Below are 17,082 nucleotides of genomic sequence, written 5' to 3' on the forward strand. Positions count from 1 at the left end.
GACCCCCATCTAAGCAGATGCCTGGTGCTTGCGTCAAATTATGTACGGACAATTAAGAAACAGTCTAGCTCGCACTGGATACGTCACGCAGCTTCTTGGTGCGGTTTTTCGTTGTGTGCGGCCAATGCAGCCACTGCGAATATTCGTAGGTGTCCGAATCTAAACGGTATTATTTGCAATGCTTCATGCCCTGCCGGATCGCTTTGGCGTTTCAGCCGCGCCTCGTATTGCTAACGCACGGTTAAGACCAATTCTCATACACCCTTGCGCGTGTCACTTCGGCTCATTGACCTGGTTTCGATAAAATGTGATCTGCTTGAGAATCGTCTTGTGGTCGTCATTCATGTCCGTCATGTTGCTATAAAGTGAAAACGCGTTGTCACAGTGTGTCTGCGCTTTTGCTTTATCAAACGTCGCTTCATCCGCATCACCATACGCATGGCACAGATGATATTCCGACTCATCGTGACCGAGCCCCACCGCTTTGTGCCAGTAGTTGAGTGCCTCGCGTTGATCCGCCTCAACCCCATAGCCGAAGAACAACAGGTAACCCAAATTGTTGAGCACATCGATTTGCAAACTTTGATCATCCGCATTCACGCTCTCTAAGTTCGCAAGCTTCGTCCAAGACTGCGCGGCCTCGGCGTAATCGTTGTTTCGAAAATGACAGGTTCCCGTGTAGAAATACTTCTGGGCCAGGGCCTCTTCTGTCACGCCGATGGCCTCAGGTCCGCAGTCTTCTTTAGCCCATACGCTGACCGAGCTGAGCGCGAACATCATGCACACCAGTAGTGTTTTGCTCATTGATTTTCCCCTTGTTGCTAAAGCTTGTTTGCCGCAAACAACACGGCGTGTGGTTAGCATCGCAACCGCTTTGATCGGTGATCATTCGACGCCAAGACGACTAACACGTCTGACGCAGCCTACGGCTTGTGTGCGTCGATACTCAGAAGTCGGCACGCTCTTTGAGCTTAAGATGGATGGTGACCAGTTGCACACCATCAATCGTCTGAACATCACGTACCCAACCAAACTCACCGGCTTGCCGCGATCGATCTCGCTCGCGCGGCGACACCAGAGGGTCGTCCGAAAAAAACAGTTTGGATGCCCATTGACGTCCATGCGCGACTGACGCCAATGTGAAGTGCACATGGGCACCCTCACGACCCTGTGTGTCCGGCGCGGGTCGGATAGTCGCAAACTCAAATCGACCCTCAGCATTGGTTTTTGCCCAACCGTGGAGTCGCCAAGCCGCCGGCAGGTCCACTTGCGGGTCAAACTCTAACCCCTGACTGTCACGATGATAGGCGTGCACCACAACCCCACTCGCCGGGCGGCCGTCAGGCGTAAACACTTGGCCAGAGATGACAAGTGGCACGCCGGGCTCTTCGTCAGAGGCGATGCGCGCCTGCGGCAACACGGTGAGTGGACGACTGGCCTGTGCGGCGTTCCAGCTGGCCAGCCACGCTGGATCAACTTGCGCCCAGCTTCCTGTTTGTATCAACGACAACGCAAACAGAACAACGCCAGCGGCAACCGATACAAACGCCTTCATCGTGTCACGCTCGGCCCGCAACACCAATACTTAAACGACACGCTCTTCATTACCGCGTTACCGATTGATCAAAAACAAATCGTTGTAAAAACGCCTGCGCAAAGGGCGACTTCTCCACTTCGGCACTATCCAGCGGGTTACCCCACCATAAACCTTCACCATTTGCCAACAAGATCAACGTCACGTTGCGCTCCGGCACTTTTAAATACAACGCCGAGTATCCGGCCTCTTCATCCCAACCCGAGTGCCAGTTGAGCCGCACACCGCGATAGTCTTGCACATACCAGCCAAACCCATAGGGGCTGCTTGTGCCATCGTTGAGCGGTGCGGGCGCAAACAGTTTGGCTTTTATAGTAGGTGGAGCAATGATTCCTTTATCGATAGCAATATCGTATTTCGCTAAATCTGACACCGACGAAACCAGACCCGCACCGCCTGGAATATGGCGTCCGGGCGACGGGCGTCGAATGAGGCGGCCTTGATCGTTCACGCCAAACCCTCTGGCCATTCGAAAATACACCATTGGCTTGCGCTCATCCCATTGACTGGCCATCGTGTTGGTCATGTTCGCCGGATCGAGAATCGTGCGATCAATGGTTTGCGCGAGCATATTGTGACGTCCTTCCACGGCATCAACGCCCTCGCCGAATTTGTCTTCCAAATAGCGTGACAATCGCGAGTACATAATTGGGTTGTATAAAAACGCCGTACCCGGTTCTCCTTGCACTTGATGATTGAGAATATGGCGAATCGTGATCGGGGCATCACACTTAAGGTCGTCACCGAACGGCAGCGCCGTGCTGGCCAGCCATTTGCACAGGCGCAAAAAGTTGGGCGTTTCCGCCGCCAGATCGTCCAGATCGATACGGCCCTCTACCTCGAGATGCAAAAACGCCAGTCCCACGAATGTTTTTGTCACCGATGCTGTCCAAAACGGCGTGTCTGCCGTGATCGGCACGGTGCGATCGCTGTCGGCAAAACCATATCCGTCGGCCAAAATCACTGTCTGATCTTGCACCACGGCAACGGCTAAGCCAGGTAAACGGTGGGTAGTACGTAGCGACTTTAGCGTTTCTGCAAAGGCGCGTGATTCGGGTGTGGTCGACACCGGCGCGTTCTGGTCAGTGTGTAGGGCAGTCCCACACCCCGCCACGACCCACAGTAACGCAAGCATCGGAATACGTTTCACGATTGTGGCCTCCTGCCTGGCATCGATGGTGCTCGGACGCTGCGATACTGGCACCTAATGTCTCACACACGGCAACGAAAATTGGCATCGGTGAGAGATCTGACCCGCAACGGACGAACTATTTGATAGGCCTGATCTTACTGCGTAATCCTTCGCGCGATCAAATACGCAGCGTCATCGGTGCAGACATGCGCGTTTCAGATTGCAACACGATACCGCGCGTTCAACGGCCTACAACGCTCCCCACCCTGCACGCCTGCGCGGTTTGCACGCCTTTGCGTTTGGCACGACGCACTAACGCGGGTTTGCACCACTGGCATCAGGGGCCAACGAGTCCACTCGGCCCTGGCGGACCAAAAATAAAGCCAGACACAATGGCAAAATCAAGGAAATTAACGACACCGTCACCATTGAAATCCGCCGCCTGTTGGCCGGTTGCGCCAAATGCGCTCGCAAACAGACTCACATCTAGAAAGTTCACCACACCGTTGTCATCCAGATCCGGATCGCACGCGTTGCCAATATTGTCCATGTTGACATCGAGTTGATCGGCATTGGCCACGTCCACGCAGTTGTCGCTTGCGTCCCCAACGCCGTCACCATCAGAATCGACCCCACCGCTAGGACCGGCGGCGCGCACATACGCAAAACCACCGCCGGAACCGACATTCCAAGAGGTGAACGTAATCGCGATATAAATATTCTCATCAACGAGGCGCAACACGCCATCGATGTCGACGGTGGCCGGTGGGAATGGCGGAGCGCTTGGCACAAACCGCGTCGCGCTGCGCCAATCGGCGTAATTGAGTGTGGCAAAGTTCTCGATGGACACATCGCCATTGCCGTTGAGGTTATCAAAGGCCCATTCGGTGTTGGCAGGCGACACATCGAATACATAGCCATCTTCTTGAGCTGCGTTGTAAAGACCTTGCACAATATCTCGAGTAAGTTCGACCGACTCTGGGATAATCACATCGCGTACGGTTGTCGGTACGTTGTTGGGTTTCTCAAAGAAGAATGTGCCGCTGTCCCAAACGGTCTGAGCAAACGTTGCTGGCATGAGCCAGGCGAAAAATCCCAGTGTTACAAGGATGCGTGTGCGTCGAAAGATCATGGTGAAGGCCTCAACAAGCGTCTGGTTAGAATCAGTCTGTTAAACGCTAATGATTCTCATTTCGGAAGTCAAGATGGATTGATGTCTCGACTCTATTCAGTCAGGTCGATACGACGCGCACGACGGTTTTGATGACTGATTTTTACCGGCGTCAGAGCGCCGCCTCGTACTCAACCGGCGCCAGATAAAGACGCGCCAGGATACAACGCGGCCGACAGTATCGCCGGTTTTTGGTGCGGCAGACCCTGGCGTAACACGCGACAAATCAAGCGGCAGCGCCAAATCACTAACGACTTTCGGTCAGGTCAAAAAGCCCAGGTCTGATGTGCCAAAGTTGGCCACATTTGGATAGAGCTGAGCGATGTCTGAGGGCTCAATGCCCATCCACTTGGACAATGTGGCGGCATACTGATCGAGCGACGTGGTGGGAATCAGGCGCCCGTCATCGCCAACGTCGTCGGGACCATTCAACACGAACTGCGGCATGGTGCCGTAGACAGCATTACCGATGACCGGTCCCCCCATCATCAGCGCATGGGATCCCCAGGCATGGTCGGTGCCGTCGCCATTGACAGTCAGCGTTCGACCAAACTCTGACATGGTAAAGCTCACGACCGAGTCCGCCACGTTCAGTTCGTCCATCGTGTCATTAAAGCTCTTTAGTCCTGCGTCGAGCGTTTCAAGATTGCGATCGTGCACCACGAGTTGACTACCGTGTGTGTCCCAATTGCCAATTCCAACGAAAAACAACTGGCGCTTCATGCCCAAGATCTCGCGCACCGCGATCATTTCTGCGACGACCTTCATCTGCGCCGCAAAGAAGTTATTCGCCGGATAGGCAGTGGTAATCGCAGGTGCTTGATCCAGCGCGGCGGTCACTTCGGCGATTTGGTCTCGGGCTCGTGAGAACGATGACCCCACCTCACGAACGAGTATGTTGCTGTCATAGGCACTCAATAGTTGATTCCACGCTTGAGCACGACTGGCCTCCCAAGGCAGTGTGCCACTGTCGGTCAAAAACAGAAACGGTTCGGCGCCATTGAACGTGTTGAGCGCAAACTGTTCGGTAAAACTCCCGGCCTGCCAATTATTTTGACCGAACACCGTAAACGTCGGTGGCACGAGCGGATTTGAATTGGCCTCTTCGAGTAGATCGGCCATACGACCGCCCCACCCGTCTTGCGTAATGCCATCGATGGGCGGTTTATTGGTATGCCACATTTCCGTTTGGTGGCTATGCGAAAACAAATCTGGCGGCAACACCGCGCTGCCATTTTGAATGCCTTCGCGTGTGGTCGGCTCAAGCATCGTGCCCACGTTCGCCAACACAGCCATGCGGCCACTGTTGTACAGATCACGCACGTTCGGCATCGCAGGATGAAAGCCAAACTGATCACCGGTGGTCGTGAGCAGCGATGCTCGAGGAATGCTCAAGCTGCCGCGAATCGCGGCGTACTGGTCGTATTCGTCTGTGGTATTGGGCACAAACATATTGAACCCATCATTACCGCCAAACAAATAGACACACACCAAGCTCTTGTAGTCGGTCAGGTTGGAGTAGTTACCGGTCGCGGCGAGCGCCGACCGCATAAGCCCCAGTTTGCCGTGGGTCGCCGTCAGCGTTGCGCCGCCGGAAGCCAGCGCCATATTGCGCAAGAAGCGACGACGAGAATAGCGTTTTGACTGTGCCATATCGTTCTCCTTGTGCCTTAGCGCTGAATTAAATATTCGGGTGACATGACAATGAGCATCAGTGCATCACGTGCTCTCGTTTCGTTAAGCGAACTGTCCGCCGGCAAGCTGGCATCGGTCATATGCTGCATCAGCGTGTCGCGCATGCCGATGCTCATGCTGCCGCCCATCAGAATCGTGTCGTAATAATCGAGCAGCACATTGGGATCGGCCGCTAAACCGATGGGGATGGTCATATCCAGCTCCATGCTACCTGGCCCCCAAAAACCGTTATTCTGCGCTTCAAAGGCAATAATCTTGCCGGTGGACTGCGCGATGCTTGCCACAAACAGCTGAAACTCAGGCGCCACGAGGCCCGCTTCTCGGACGAGTCCCGGCGGCGAGTAGTCCGGCTGATAAAAATTAAACACCGATGGCGACCGCAGCGCTTGCTGACCGAGATTCTGAATCATGGAGCCAAATTGCGAGTAATACACGTTGTAGGCCGGCTCGCCACACTCAACCCCCGTAAAAAAGTTGCCGATGAGCTGACGCGGAATCGAGGACATTGAACGCCGCAAATGCGACAGTCTCAACAAGGGTTCGCGCAATTTTCCATAGGAGTCGGGCAAGTAGGTATGACCCAATCTCGCCTCTGGGTCGAGCAAGATCGCGCGCACCACTGCCCCCAGATCACCGCGCACACCGGCGCCGTTATCATTAAACGCCGACGCAACGCGCTCGACATACCCAGGCGTTGGGTTACTGGTGACTAAGCGCTGAATCAGTTGTCGGCCAATAAACGGGCCGACATTGGGGTGCATAAACACGTTGTCGAGCGCGCCATCCAGATCGGTCTGGGTGTCTTGACCCGCCGGCAAAACCACCCCGTTCAACAGCGTCTTTTCATCCGTGTCGTGGTAAACCTCCCAGGGCTCCATGGGCTTGGTGCGATCGGAAAAGCCAAACCATTCTGTCCAGCCAATGCGTTCAAAATTCCAACCGGTGAAGACGCGCGCTAAGTTCTCAATGTCCGTCTGGTCATAGGTGGCGATTGGATTGCCCTCGCCGTCGAGTACCTTGGTGCCATCCAGATTGAGTTCGTGCACCCCTATCGTAAAAAGCTGAAGCAGCTCGCGGGCGTAGTTTTCGTCAGGACGAATATTGAGCGCCGGGTTGGGACGCTGATTGCGTACCATGCTCAAGAAAATGCCCATAATCGGATGAAGCGTTACGTCCTCGAGTAAGTCGCGATAGTTGCCGAACGCGTGGCTGGCCAACATGTCGTAGTAACTCGCCATGCCATACTGCGAGCCGGCGATCAGATCACTACTATCGCCGACCACCAGAATTTGGCTTAGCGCAAACGCGACGCGTTGACGAAGTTGATCATCGTTCTCGATGACAATCTGCCACCACGCCACTTCCCGTGGCACGACAAAAAACCCGTCCATACCTAGATTGAGCGACAAGCCAAAACACATGGGCGGCACAGCCGCGCGAGTGACCGCCTCGTGATTACTGGCTGGAATAATCATTTGCTGATCAATCCAACCTTCGATATCACCACTGGCGGCCAGTGCATCAATTTCTGACTGCTTCGGCCCAAACGTGGCTTGGGCCAAGAACCGCGCCGCGTCGTTGGCATTAAAGGGCTCAGCGCTGGCGGCGGGCCCAGGAGGCTGCAGAAAGTAATCGCGATACAGCGCTAAGTCGAGAAAATTGACCACGCCGTCGCCATTCATATCCACATGCTCAGCAAGCGGATCCGCAAATGGTTCCGCGTCCGCGAACACGGATCGGAGTAACGACAAATCCAGAAAATTGGTCGTGCCGTCTTGATTGTAATCCGCGTCGCACCAGTTGCCGTATCCATCGGCGTCGGTATCGCGCTGATTGGCGTTGACAATAAGCAGGCAATTATCGGTGGCATTGTCGATGCCATCCGAGTCGGTATCCACGGCAAGCACGCGCGGTGCCCAGACAGAAAGTACGCACACCAGCGCGACGCACAGGTATGGATTGACGGCGCGAAGACCGGTCATAGTATGTTCCCCCAAAGAACCCGACTGCTAAGCTCAATCGGGCGTCGATCACAGCGTTGTGCCTCACTATCCTTGCATAAGAACTGCGCTCAGACATGCGGCGATGCCATCTCGTGTTTCCAAACGGCGACGCTGCATCCAAGTGTTCAATGAACTTTTCCAGTGGCGTCAATTATTTGCACCATCTGAATTATTATTTGTGTTCTCACCAAAGCGGTGCCGACAAAGACAATTCGCGGCGTTCACCGCCGCGGACGCGCCGATTCGTTATTGCCTCGAGGCAGGAACAGTCGTCAAACCTCTATCGTTACGCGTCGCGGAACCGCGCCAGTCGCACGTGCTCGCCTCGTTTCCCGATGTCGGGTTAGTCGCTTATGACCTCGCACACGTCCCCATGTCCTTGGACAATTCGGCAATAAATTTTCCGTCCTTACCTAAATAGCGGTAAACCATAACGACCTTCAAATCGACAAAGCCCACCAACTGCTTATTGCCACACAAAGTGTCAATCACCGTTCCTTGGATAATAGGCTTGAAGAGCGCCGGATCGAGTTGATCGGCGCTGTAGTTCACCATCGTGTTGGTATAAATGATGTAGTTACGAAAGGTAGCCGCCGAATCCAATCGCGTTTCCTCATCGATGAGCTGTGGCGTCGTGGCGTTCACCTCCCTAACTGCATCCGTCAACATAGCGGCAAGCGCACGCTCGGCGTCGGCCTGATCCGCAACGGTAAGTGGCATCAGAAAAAACGCCATGATTAAGACACTGTATTGTAATTTCATTGTTTCGCTCCCGTTACGATTCCATCTTCCCATTGAGCACTGTGGCTCGATCCGTTTCTTGGTCTGATTGAGAAATCGCATAACACAACCACGTACTTCACCAACACACTGCAATCATTCAACATCCATGGCCCAACACTTCTTGTGATTAGTGAGCGCGCACATTAGTACCAAAATTCAATTCTGTCCTGATAGGCGCTGCGTTCGGAATAGTAAGGGACCGCGCTTCGCTTTCGTAATTTCCAGCCCGGATCACCCAGGTTTTTTGAAACATACGAATTACGATCATTAAACGGTGAGCGCTGTGTAAAATCAAAGTGCGCCATTCTCGCCACCGTATCAAACAATTGCTCGGCATCCGATTCACGATTTAGCTTATGATAACTATGGGCGAGGTCTAAAATGACACCCGCGTGGGACGGCTGCATTCGAACAGCTGCTTCAAGCGAGTCCAACGCCTGCTTATAGTCTTTTTGTAGTATAAAACTCCGTCCATACAGTGCATAGACTTCCGGCTCGGTGTCATCTATCTTCCATGCGCGCCCGATTATTGAACGTGCTCGAGCGAGGTGTTGCTGCCGAATTTCTGTGTCACGCTCATCGAAGCCTCTGCGTAGCCACAGTTTTGCCGTGTCGAGCAAGACCGGTACGTTCTCAGGATCGATTTCAAGCGCTTCACTGAAATGTGTGTCGGCGGCATCAACGTCTTTTTCATACAGGCTGCTCATGCCGAGGACAGCAAGCGCCTCACCGCGCAGTTCGGCATCACTCAGCGCCATCGATGACCAGTGGCGAGCGGCATTCACTTGGCGGGTTTGCAATGCCACTTTCCCCAGCATCAGTGCAACATGTGACTTTTTCATTTTTGTAGACTGGATTTTCAGCCGTGTCAGAAAGTCACTGACATCCAACAACCAAGTGTCGATGGACTTCTTATTCGAATACTTCGCCAATTGAGATTCGAATCCATCAATATCAATGTCAAAGGCAGTGGAAAAGGAGGCCACCGAACTCTCGCCATTTCTCAATCGCGTGAGATAATCACCGAGCTTACGACGTAACTTTGGTATCTGAAGTATCTCTCGGAACGGCCAATCCGCTTGGATAGCCGAATCACAGGTTAAGTTCGTCGAACTGTTTAGCAGTTCACGGACTGACGCCCAGCCGCAAACCGAGTTTGCCCAGTTATCATCAAATCTAGAAAACATACCCATTCTGATTGTTTTGTCGGCGTGATTGACCGTCAACGTACGCAGATAATGAGCGATGCCCTCTGTGATCCACGTTGGAATGGGTTCTGAACTTGCTGCGGTGAGTAGATGCTTAATATAGAGGTAGTGCACCTCCTCATGCATATAGCGAAGCCTGGCGTCTCTGATGACAATCAAATTCTCTCTCAGACTCTCTAAAAACACACCACCGTAGCGGGAATCTACGCCCAGCTGTCTGAGCCCGGTTTTGTCCTCCAGCAGGAGAATTCGGGTCGGTTTTGCCCCGTTTCCGACGTCGATTGTCGACAGCTGTGAAACCAGATGATGGATCAATTCAAACTGATGCAGGCGCTCCAATGCTCTGTCATGGTTCAACGACGTATGAAGAATAAAATTGTCGGATTTGAGTTCAATCCAAGACTCCTGCTCATATGGCTCGAAATTGGCGCCCAACGCTTGAAGCGCAACACACCACAGAACAGAAAGTTGGCCGAGTCTTGAAAGGATAATTCTCATTATGATTTACTCGGAGACTCTATATTACATTCCGAATCAGTGACGAATGACTGCTGTTAAACGAACTCACGTCCCGCTCACTCACTGGCATTTTGGCGGTTCGCATTAACAGACACACTATGGAAGACACACGTTCTCCGCCCAGTGCTCTCATCCCGCACTCCGACCATATCGCAAGCGTCAGGCTGAGGCATTCTACTCGACATCACGGCAATAACTTGACACCGCCCATGCGTATTCCTCGAACGTATTCACTGTGATCTCGACTACCGCATCGGATTGTGCACAGTCTTCAGAGGCCGCACCAAAAGAAAGCGTCAGCACACCAAACCCTGGAATCAGCGTCTCTCCGTTCTCGGCAACCAACCACTCTCCTCGACCCAAACTGGCGTTAACCGACGAAAGCCTAAGATGGGCAATGTGCGAAAAGCTCACCACCCCTATTGGGATTTTCTTTTGATCGACGTAGAGCTCAAAATGCGATAGCCGATAATTATCGGCGTTAAGCTCGACTTTAAGCTGATAAGCACCCCTGTCCAAACCGAACTGACCTGACTGGTCGAGCGTTAACGGACTCAGCGCTGAACCGAAGACGGGAAAAGTAAAAACCGCCAGGCAGACAAGTGCACGTCGACAGTTCAAATAGCGCCTAAGGAGCTCGCCCTGAAAGCACATAAAATACATGGGGCTCTCACTCTCCTACACGATGATTAATTCAGGACAAAAGAAAATTTATCATCCCATCACGCAACTAGAACGTCTATCTTTGACCAGTGCGTCCGAGCGCCCTGACAAGCGGCTCTCTGTACGCTTGATCCTTCTCGTTCCAGAACACGTTGCCATTTGCCAAATCCAAATTGAAAAACGACTCGTAGTAGTCGTTTTCGTCGTACTCTTCTGAATCGCACCCAAACAGCTTTATCTTCATCGCCTCGTTCGCCATGTCTTTGTGACCTTGGTGGAGCGCAATTGCCGTATACGCTTCGTGCTCTATCATCTGCTTGGGTCTACAGTCACTGTCGTATAGCACCGCAATCGTCTGAATCAAGCGATCACTTTCAGGACCCGATCTCGTAAACACCACGCCACGCGGATAAACGTGGTCCTTGATAAGCTTCATGTTATCGTCAAATCCTGGCCCGATCGGTTTCACGACTGACACATCGACACCCAAAATCTGTTGATCGTAGCTTGCCCGCATGTTGAAGCGATATTTGTCGCGCTCTTCGATCAGGTTTTCGATTCGAAAGACGAAATCGATAAAACCCTCCTCACTGAACTGATCGACAACGGGGTAGCCATTGGCGTCAACCTTGATTGTAAAACTCATGCAGTCACTGTCTTATCATCTATTGGCGCCAAGGAACGCAACATTTCCACGTTGGAGACAACACCGGCAAGTGGAAAATGGACTTGTCTTCCTCTTTCCGAATGAGGTATCCCCTCTCATCGCACAGTCTGGTATTGCTTACGGAGAGCGATCTGCCAAACACTAAGACAACTCGACCGTCAGTGCTCCACCATTCGTTTGAGTTATTCGACTGGCAGAGCTACATAGCCTTCGCGTTTTAGCTGCTCGAATCGTTCGGCATCGACCACGTATAAATAATAAGCGGAGTTTGTTCTCGGCGTAGAGACCGGATAGCTGACACTCCCTGCAGAGGCCATTCGAACGCCACTGCCTTTTGATTCAACACTCCCATACTCAAAATACAGCGTCTCTCCAGGCTTAACATCGTGATTGAATTTGAGGTCCATATCGCCATAAAGATCGACATCCCAGGACCAGTCGATGAAAAATTCACGGCTACCCGGCGGCACATCAAGCACCACGAATGACTTCGACTTTAGTTTCGCCAATTCGTGGTTATCCACGCGGATCGTCGCAACTCGGGCATACGGAATCGTTTTGCCGCGAATCAAATAAACGGTTGCCGGTTCGCCGGGCAGTTCGGCCCATCTTTGGGCAGCCTCCTTTGCATTGCCCACCGACGCACAGCCCGTCAAAAACACAAGCGTCGCATAAAGCGAAAACCTCAGAACTCGGCGGTAACCAACGTGAATAGTGCGAATCGTCTCGTCCATCTTTACTATAACCTCATCCTAATGTTGATCTGCAAGCCACCCGTTTGACTGGCCACTCTTCTATATAAATATAGTACCGCGATTTCTCACACGGTTTGTGCCCTCTCTAGAGAAAAAGCACTGATCACTGTCACGAACCACAGCAAAATAGCCTATTCGAATCGCTCTGGACTCCGAATCCGCGCTCATATTCCCATGGAAAGGAAACATCTGAACGCGCCTGCTAACCTATGAGTTAAGCCGACGCGGAAGACGGTACGCTCATCACAGCACTCCTTATCGGCGGTCGCGTTAATTGGTCATCCGTCACGCGCATTGCGTGATGTTATGCAACTTACTAACCCAATAACGCTCAGAGCAATAATGACTGTTTCCGGAATGCCAATTATGAACGCACCAATACCCGCGTCCAGCACTATGGCTATATACGACAGCAAACACACATGAAACAAAATGGAAAATGACCAGCTCAATAAGCGGCGCCTAATGCTCTTTTCTTTAAGTGAGTACACCAAGTAGATTGAGAAAACATATAGCGCCCCCCAGACAAGCCACTTCCTTGTCATACTACTCAGGAGAATCTCAACGTCTCCGTGCGCTACCGCCACAACCAACCAGATCAATGCGAATAGCGTTGCCGCGGCAATATACGAACCGCCAACAACATGTGTGACCCATTTGGCTACTCGATATTCCATAAACTACCCATAACTACAAAGATCGGCGGTCATCAGCGCGCTCGTGAATTTTGTGGTAATCAAACACACGGACGTGCCGAAGGTCCGTTGCATGATTTGTTATATTGCTGGATCTAATTAACATCGGTATCAATCGGACATGGCATATCTCTTTTCGAGATTGATTCATCTAAAAACCCCGCTGCATTCTCTCCAGCCCCCTCTCCGGTTTATTCCATTCATTCAGTTCTTTGTGAAATTCACAGTGAATATAGGCAAATCTACCGCCATCCCTCTTGCGGGGCGTACAAATTACTCTGTCCGGATTTTGACGTACCGCATTAAACTCATAAACTGCGTCTTCAAAACTTCTCCAAACTTTTGCTTGAGCCCCGGTGAAGTAGATCTTTTCAGATTGGTTTTTTGCTTGGCTGTCTGGGCTATCCGTTGTCGCACAACCTATTGAACTGACTAAAAGAATGAAAAGGATGACGGTCAACTTCATGTGGCACTTCCTTTGTAGAAGTCAATATGACTCTTAAACTCAGAGGCTATTAGCGCGCTCGTGTATTCTGCGGCAGCAAAATGCGCGGGCGTGCCGAGGGCCCGTTGCAGTGATTTGTTATGCCTTTGGATCTTATATCCAATCAAAATATCTTATCCACCAAGTGGGGAGATTCTCCCGGCCCTCCATTACACCATCGTAAGGACAATCTAACTCCTCACGCGAAACGTAAACGAAGTTGTTTTGGCCAACCAACTTTATGACCTCATCAATGACGGCTTTCGGAACCATATCTATCCAAGTTAAAGATACTAGGTTACCGAAATTACTAAACCTGAGGCATGGAATGTATACGCATTGGCCTTCCTCCCTCTTAAAATCTTCCAAGAGAATTGCCAAACCGAAGCTAGCATCTTGATTATGCACCCAATCTTCAAACTTAACGTCGAGACCTTGGCTGGACAATGAACACAATACTGACCGCGCCCGTTTTTCTACGTCAGATTCATCGAAATCCCGTGGGAATTCATACACGCCGTCTTCATCGTAGGACGATAGCAATGATCTGGTTTTTTGCGATAAAGGCATAACTATTATACTCAGCGGCCATTAGCGCGGCCGTGTATTTTGCGGTAGCAGAATGCGCGGGCGTGCCGAGGGTCCGTTGCAGTGATTTGTTAGGCCGCATTAACGGCGCCCTCAACAAAGAGCTTACGAATCGTTATCAGAACTGGCAATGGAATTAGCACAATAACTACCGCAGATACCCAGCTTATCGAAAGCTCAGCTGATACTAGCAACCCAGACGAACCAGTAAGCGTCGCCAGAACAACACCAACCGTAAACAAAGGCACGAGTCTAGACGCTAGCAACTTGACCGCGAGAACACTCAGAACTATCGCTAGAACCAAAAATATCAACACGTCGTGCACATAAATGAGGCCGCCGAGCAGGTTTTCTTCCGCTTGTAGCAACAGCGTCCACTCAATCAGCCTTGGGCCGTAACCATACAATGCGTTCCAGCCAATATACTTGGCACCCAACATGAGATAGACGGCTCCTGCCGCCAATCCTAGCAAAAACGCAGCAGCACTCTTTATCATCTTCTGCGGTCTAACTATTAAGATCAGTCGACGCTGATGACAATAAGCTCATAACGACAACCTCTCTCGGCGGTTGCATTGATTTGTTAGTGTGTGAAGGCTTTAAACGCATTAGACAAAAACACTCCTTTTAGCAAAAATACTTTCCGACCATCAATCTTTATGAGCTCTTCCTCAAAACCTTCGAAATATAATTGAGCTTCTTCAGAAGTATCGAATTGCTCAATCAACTTTGGCTGCGCCAAAGGCGAACGAAGGTCTGCAAACCGGGACCAATTCTCAACATCAATATATGACCTACCATCTGAGTCTTTCTCAATGCCATGATATTCGATTAATTTACTGTCATCGCCAATGAGAATCAGTTGCTCGGAGTGTCTCGAGCTAAACGGGGTCGTACACCACTCACCCATTTCCATCCAAACAGTAAAATCGGGTCGACCTGCACTACGAAATCGCACTTCAGCCTTACCGCAAGCATTAGACACACTTACAAGCTCGCCCGCATTGTTCTCAAATTGTCGTTCGGGGTCGAATTCCTTATTAAATAGCTTAACCCAGATGACACGTGCAACCAGTAACTCGTTCTCAACAACGACTGATTTGTGGGATGCGCAGGAGCAAATTATTGAGAGCGTTATAATTAATAGTAGACGTTTCATAGCACTCTAACTATTAAGATCAGCCGCCGTTGATGACAATAAGGGCATTACCATAGCCTCTCTCGGCGGTTGCATTGACTTGTTAGACGGATAACTCAACAAACACATCCTTATATACTTCCAGATCCTCATTGGAAAAACAGCAAAAAACGACCTTTTCAATCTCGCCTGGTTTCCAATTTAGTTCATCTAAAACCGTCTCAACCGCGATTCGAGACGCAAGAGAAATAGGAAAGCCAAATATTCCAGTGCTAATGCTTGGAAACGCGATTGTCTTAACCGAATATTCTCGCGCTTGCGCAATAGAATTTCTGTAGCATGACTCTAGCAGTTGCTCTTCTGAGTTTTTCCCGTCTCTCCAGACGGGACCAACTGTATGAATAACGTAGCTGGCGAGCAGATCGTAGCCTTTGGTCGTTTTGGCCTCTCCAGTTTTACAGCCTCCAAGTAGTCTACATTCGTGGTAGAGCTCGGACCCCGCCGCCCTGTGTATGGCCCCGTCTACTCCACCTCCCCCAAGGAGGGAAGAGTTTGCAGCGTTAACGATCGCGTCGACCTGCAAGGTGGTAATATCAGCCTGTAGGGCGTCAAGTTTCGCTGACATTTCTTATCCGTCTAACTATTAAACTCAGCGGCCATTAGCGCGCTCGGGCGTTTTGCGGCAGCAAAATGCGCGGGCGTGCCGAGGGTCCGTTGCAGTGATTTGTTAGCTTGATTTTCCACTATTCTTAATTCCGAACCTAAGAAAAGAAACCAGTCTGAACCAGCCTTTTGCACCGAAAATCAGAGTAAGCGCAATTATCACCTCAAACAAAGTTGAAACGATCGCTGCCTTTTGATCCGCATCTAGTTGGTTCGAATAGCTGTCAAAATGTGATCCGTAGATTGCGAACGAAAACCAATAAACGAGATCGGACAAGGCCAATACCAGCCATAGCAGGCCAACTACGACAAATCCGAAGCAGTAGAACTCGTTTTTAGACCAATCACTAGGCTCCTCGCTCTCGCTATCAGGCTTAATCATGCTCCGAGCAATAAGCAAGGGGAACTTCCATAATATTGCAGAAAATATCAGGGCTATTCCAAAATAGGCAATCGCAATTCTAGTATAGACAGGGTCCGACATTTCAAGTGAGAAAAAGGCCGTCTGAAAAGAATGTACAACAAGTCCGACACAAAAGAGACGAACAAGTAAGGCTACCGTTTGATGTGGACTCATAATTATCGAGCTAACTATTAAACTCAGCGGCCCTTAGCGCGCTCGTGCGTTTTGCGGCAGCAAAATGCGCGGGCGTGCCGAGGGTCCGTTGCAGTGATTTGTTAGATTGTTCTACCCTAAGGCTTAATCTCAATCGGCGTACCATTTGGAACTGCTCTCCATATTTCTTCCATTTCTAAGTCTGAGACTGCAATACATCCATCTGTCCAATCCTTTAACTGAGTAAATGGAGCAAGCATTCCATACCCATTGGGTTGGCCATGAATCATGATATCACCGCCAGCAGAGACACCAAGTTTCTTTGCGTTTTCAATATCTTTAGCGTTCGGGTACGAAATATGTATGGAGCGGTAGAACGAACTCTTGTTGTTTCTCCAATCGAGTACATAGCTACCTTCTGGCGTTCTGGAATCACCCTCTTTGACTTTATGGCCTATCGGATCCCCTCCCAGGGCGATCGAGTATCGAGCCAGTTCCTTGGATCCATCCAAAAGGACAAGCTCACGATTCTCTTTATAAACCTCTACTCTTGTAGCTTGTCCTAAGTCTCTTGGCGAAGCCTCGAAGTACGCGTAGCCTAAAAATACGACTGCAGCGATTGGAAGAAGGATAATTCCTGAGGCGATAAGTACAAATTTCCGCATTCACTTGCCAAACAATCTAACTATTAAGCTCAGCGGCCATTAGCGCGCTCGTGTATTTTGCGGTAGCAAAATGCGTGGGCGTGCCAAAGGTCCGTTGCAGCGC

At 50.9% G+C, this 17,082-nt stretch carries 17 protein-coding genes; all 17 read right to left on the minus strand.

The annotated features are described in order from the left end of the window. Positions 1-273: 273 nt before the first annotated feature. Positions 274-804: a sel1 repeat family protein gene (locus tag AAF465_04245; protein MEM7081920.1), complete on the minus strand. Its 531-nt coding sequence runs from the start codon at positions 802-804 to the stop codon at positions 274-276. A 142-nt stretch (positions 805-946) separates the two neighbouring features. Beyond that, positions 947-1,555, minus strand: a complete 609-nt coding sequence (locus AAF465_04250; GenBank protein ID MEM7081921.1) for a hypothetical protein — start codon at positions 1,553-1,555, stop codon at positions 947-949. Positions 1,556-1,604: 49 nt separating this feature from the next. Then, complete coding sequence (locus tag AAF465_04255; GenBank protein ID MEM7081922.1) at positions 1,605-2,744, minus strand: serine hydrolase domain-containing protein; 1,140 nt, start codon at positions 2,742-2,744, stop codon at positions 1,605-1,607. Between the two features lie 319 nt (positions 2,745-3,063). After that, positions 3,064-3,858: a dockerin type I domain-containing protein gene (locus AAF465_04260; GenBank protein ID MEM7081923.1), complete on the minus strand. Its 795-nt coding sequence runs from the start codon at positions 3,856-3,858 to the stop codon at positions 3,064-3,066. 300 nt (positions 3,859-4,158) lie between these two features. Continuing rightward, on the minus strand, positions 4,159-5,550 hold the full coding sequence (locus AAF465_04265; protein ID MEM7081924.1) for a DUF1501 domain-containing protein: 1,392 nt from the start codon (positions 5,548-5,550) through the stop codon (positions 4,159-4,161). Between the two features lie 17 nt (positions 5,551-5,567). Next, the gene (locus AAF465_04270) at positions 5,568-7,574 is read right to left on the minus strand and encodes a DUF1800 family protein (GenBank protein ID MEM7081925.1); all 2,007 of its coding nucleotides are present in this window, start codon (positions 7,572-7,574) and stop codon (positions 5,568-5,570) included. 372 nt (positions 7,575-7,946) lie between these two features. After that, positions 7,947-8,357 (minus strand): hypothetical protein, encoded by a 411-nt coding sequence (locus AAF465_04275; GenBank protein ID MEM7081926.1) that lies wholly within the window; start codon positions 8,355-8,357, stop codon positions 7,947-7,949. Positions 8,358-8,521: 164 nt separating this feature from the next. Continuing rightward, positions 8,522-10,021, minus strand: a complete 1,500-nt coding sequence (locus AAF465_04280) for a tetratricopeptide repeat protein (GenBank protein MEM7081927.1) — start codon at positions 10,019-10,021, stop codon at positions 8,522-8,524. A 258-nt stretch (positions 10,022-10,279) separates the two neighbouring features. Continuing rightward, on the minus strand, positions 10,280-10,768 hold the full coding sequence (locus AAF465_04285) for a hypothetical protein (protein MEM7081928.1): 489 nt from the start codon (positions 10,766-10,768) through the stop codon (positions 10,280-10,282). A gap of 76 nt (positions 10,769-10,844) precedes the next feature. Then, a complete protein-coding gene (locus AAF465_04290) occupies positions 10,845-11,414 on the minus strand; it encodes a hypothetical protein (GenBank protein ID MEM7081929.1) in 570 nt (189 codons plus the stop codon). Positions 11,415-11,617: 203 nt separating this feature from the next. Then, positions 11,618-12,169, minus strand: coding sequence for a hypothetical protein (locus AAF465_04295; protein MEM7081930.1), 552 nt, complete (start codon positions 12,167-12,169; stop codon positions 11,618-11,620). An 867-nt stretch (positions 12,170-13,036) separates the two neighbouring features. Next, positions 13,037-13,351 carry a hypothetical protein gene (locus AAF465_04300; protein ID MEM7081931.1) on the minus strand — a complete coding sequence of 105 codons (315 nt, stop codon included), beginning with the start codon at positions 13,349-13,351 and terminating at the stop codon, positions 13,037-13,039. A gap of 677 nt (positions 13,352-14,028) precedes the next feature. Next, the gene (locus AAF465_04305; GenBank protein MEM7081932.1) at positions 14,029-14,454 is read right to left on the minus strand and encodes a hypothetical protein; all 426 of its coding nucleotides are present in this window, start codon (positions 14,452-14,454) and stop codon (positions 14,029-14,031) included. 86 nt (positions 14,455-14,540) lie between these two features. Next, complete coding sequence (locus AAF465_04310) at positions 14,541-15,116, minus strand: hypothetical protein (protein MEM7081933.1); 576 nt, start codon at positions 15,114-15,116, stop codon at positions 14,541-14,543. Positions 15,117-15,198: 82 nt separating this feature from the next. Then, on the minus strand, positions 15,199-15,720 hold the full coding sequence (locus AAF465_04315) for an O-acetyl-ADP-ribose deacetylase (GenBank protein ID MEM7081934.1): 522 nt from the start codon (positions 15,718-15,720) through the stop codon (positions 15,199-15,201). Positions 15,721-15,822: 102 nt separating this feature from the next. Further along, positions 15,823-16,335: a hypothetical protein gene (locus tag AAF465_04320; GenBank protein MEM7081935.1), complete on the minus strand. Its 513-nt coding sequence runs from the start codon at positions 16,333-16,335 to the stop codon at positions 15,823-15,825. Positions 16,336-16,451: 116 nt separating this feature from the next. Then, positions 16,452-16,979 (minus strand): L,D-transpeptidase family protein, encoded by a 528-nt coding sequence (locus AAF465_04325; GenBank protein MEM7081936.1) that lies wholly within the window; start codon positions 16,977-16,979, stop codon positions 16,452-16,454. Positions 16,980-17,082: the final 103 nt, after the last annotated feature.

It is taken from the genome of Pseudomonadota bacterium (genome assembly GCA_039028935.1).
GTDB lineage: Bacteria > Pseudomonadota > Gammaproteobacteria > Steroidobacterales > SZUA-146 > SZUA-146.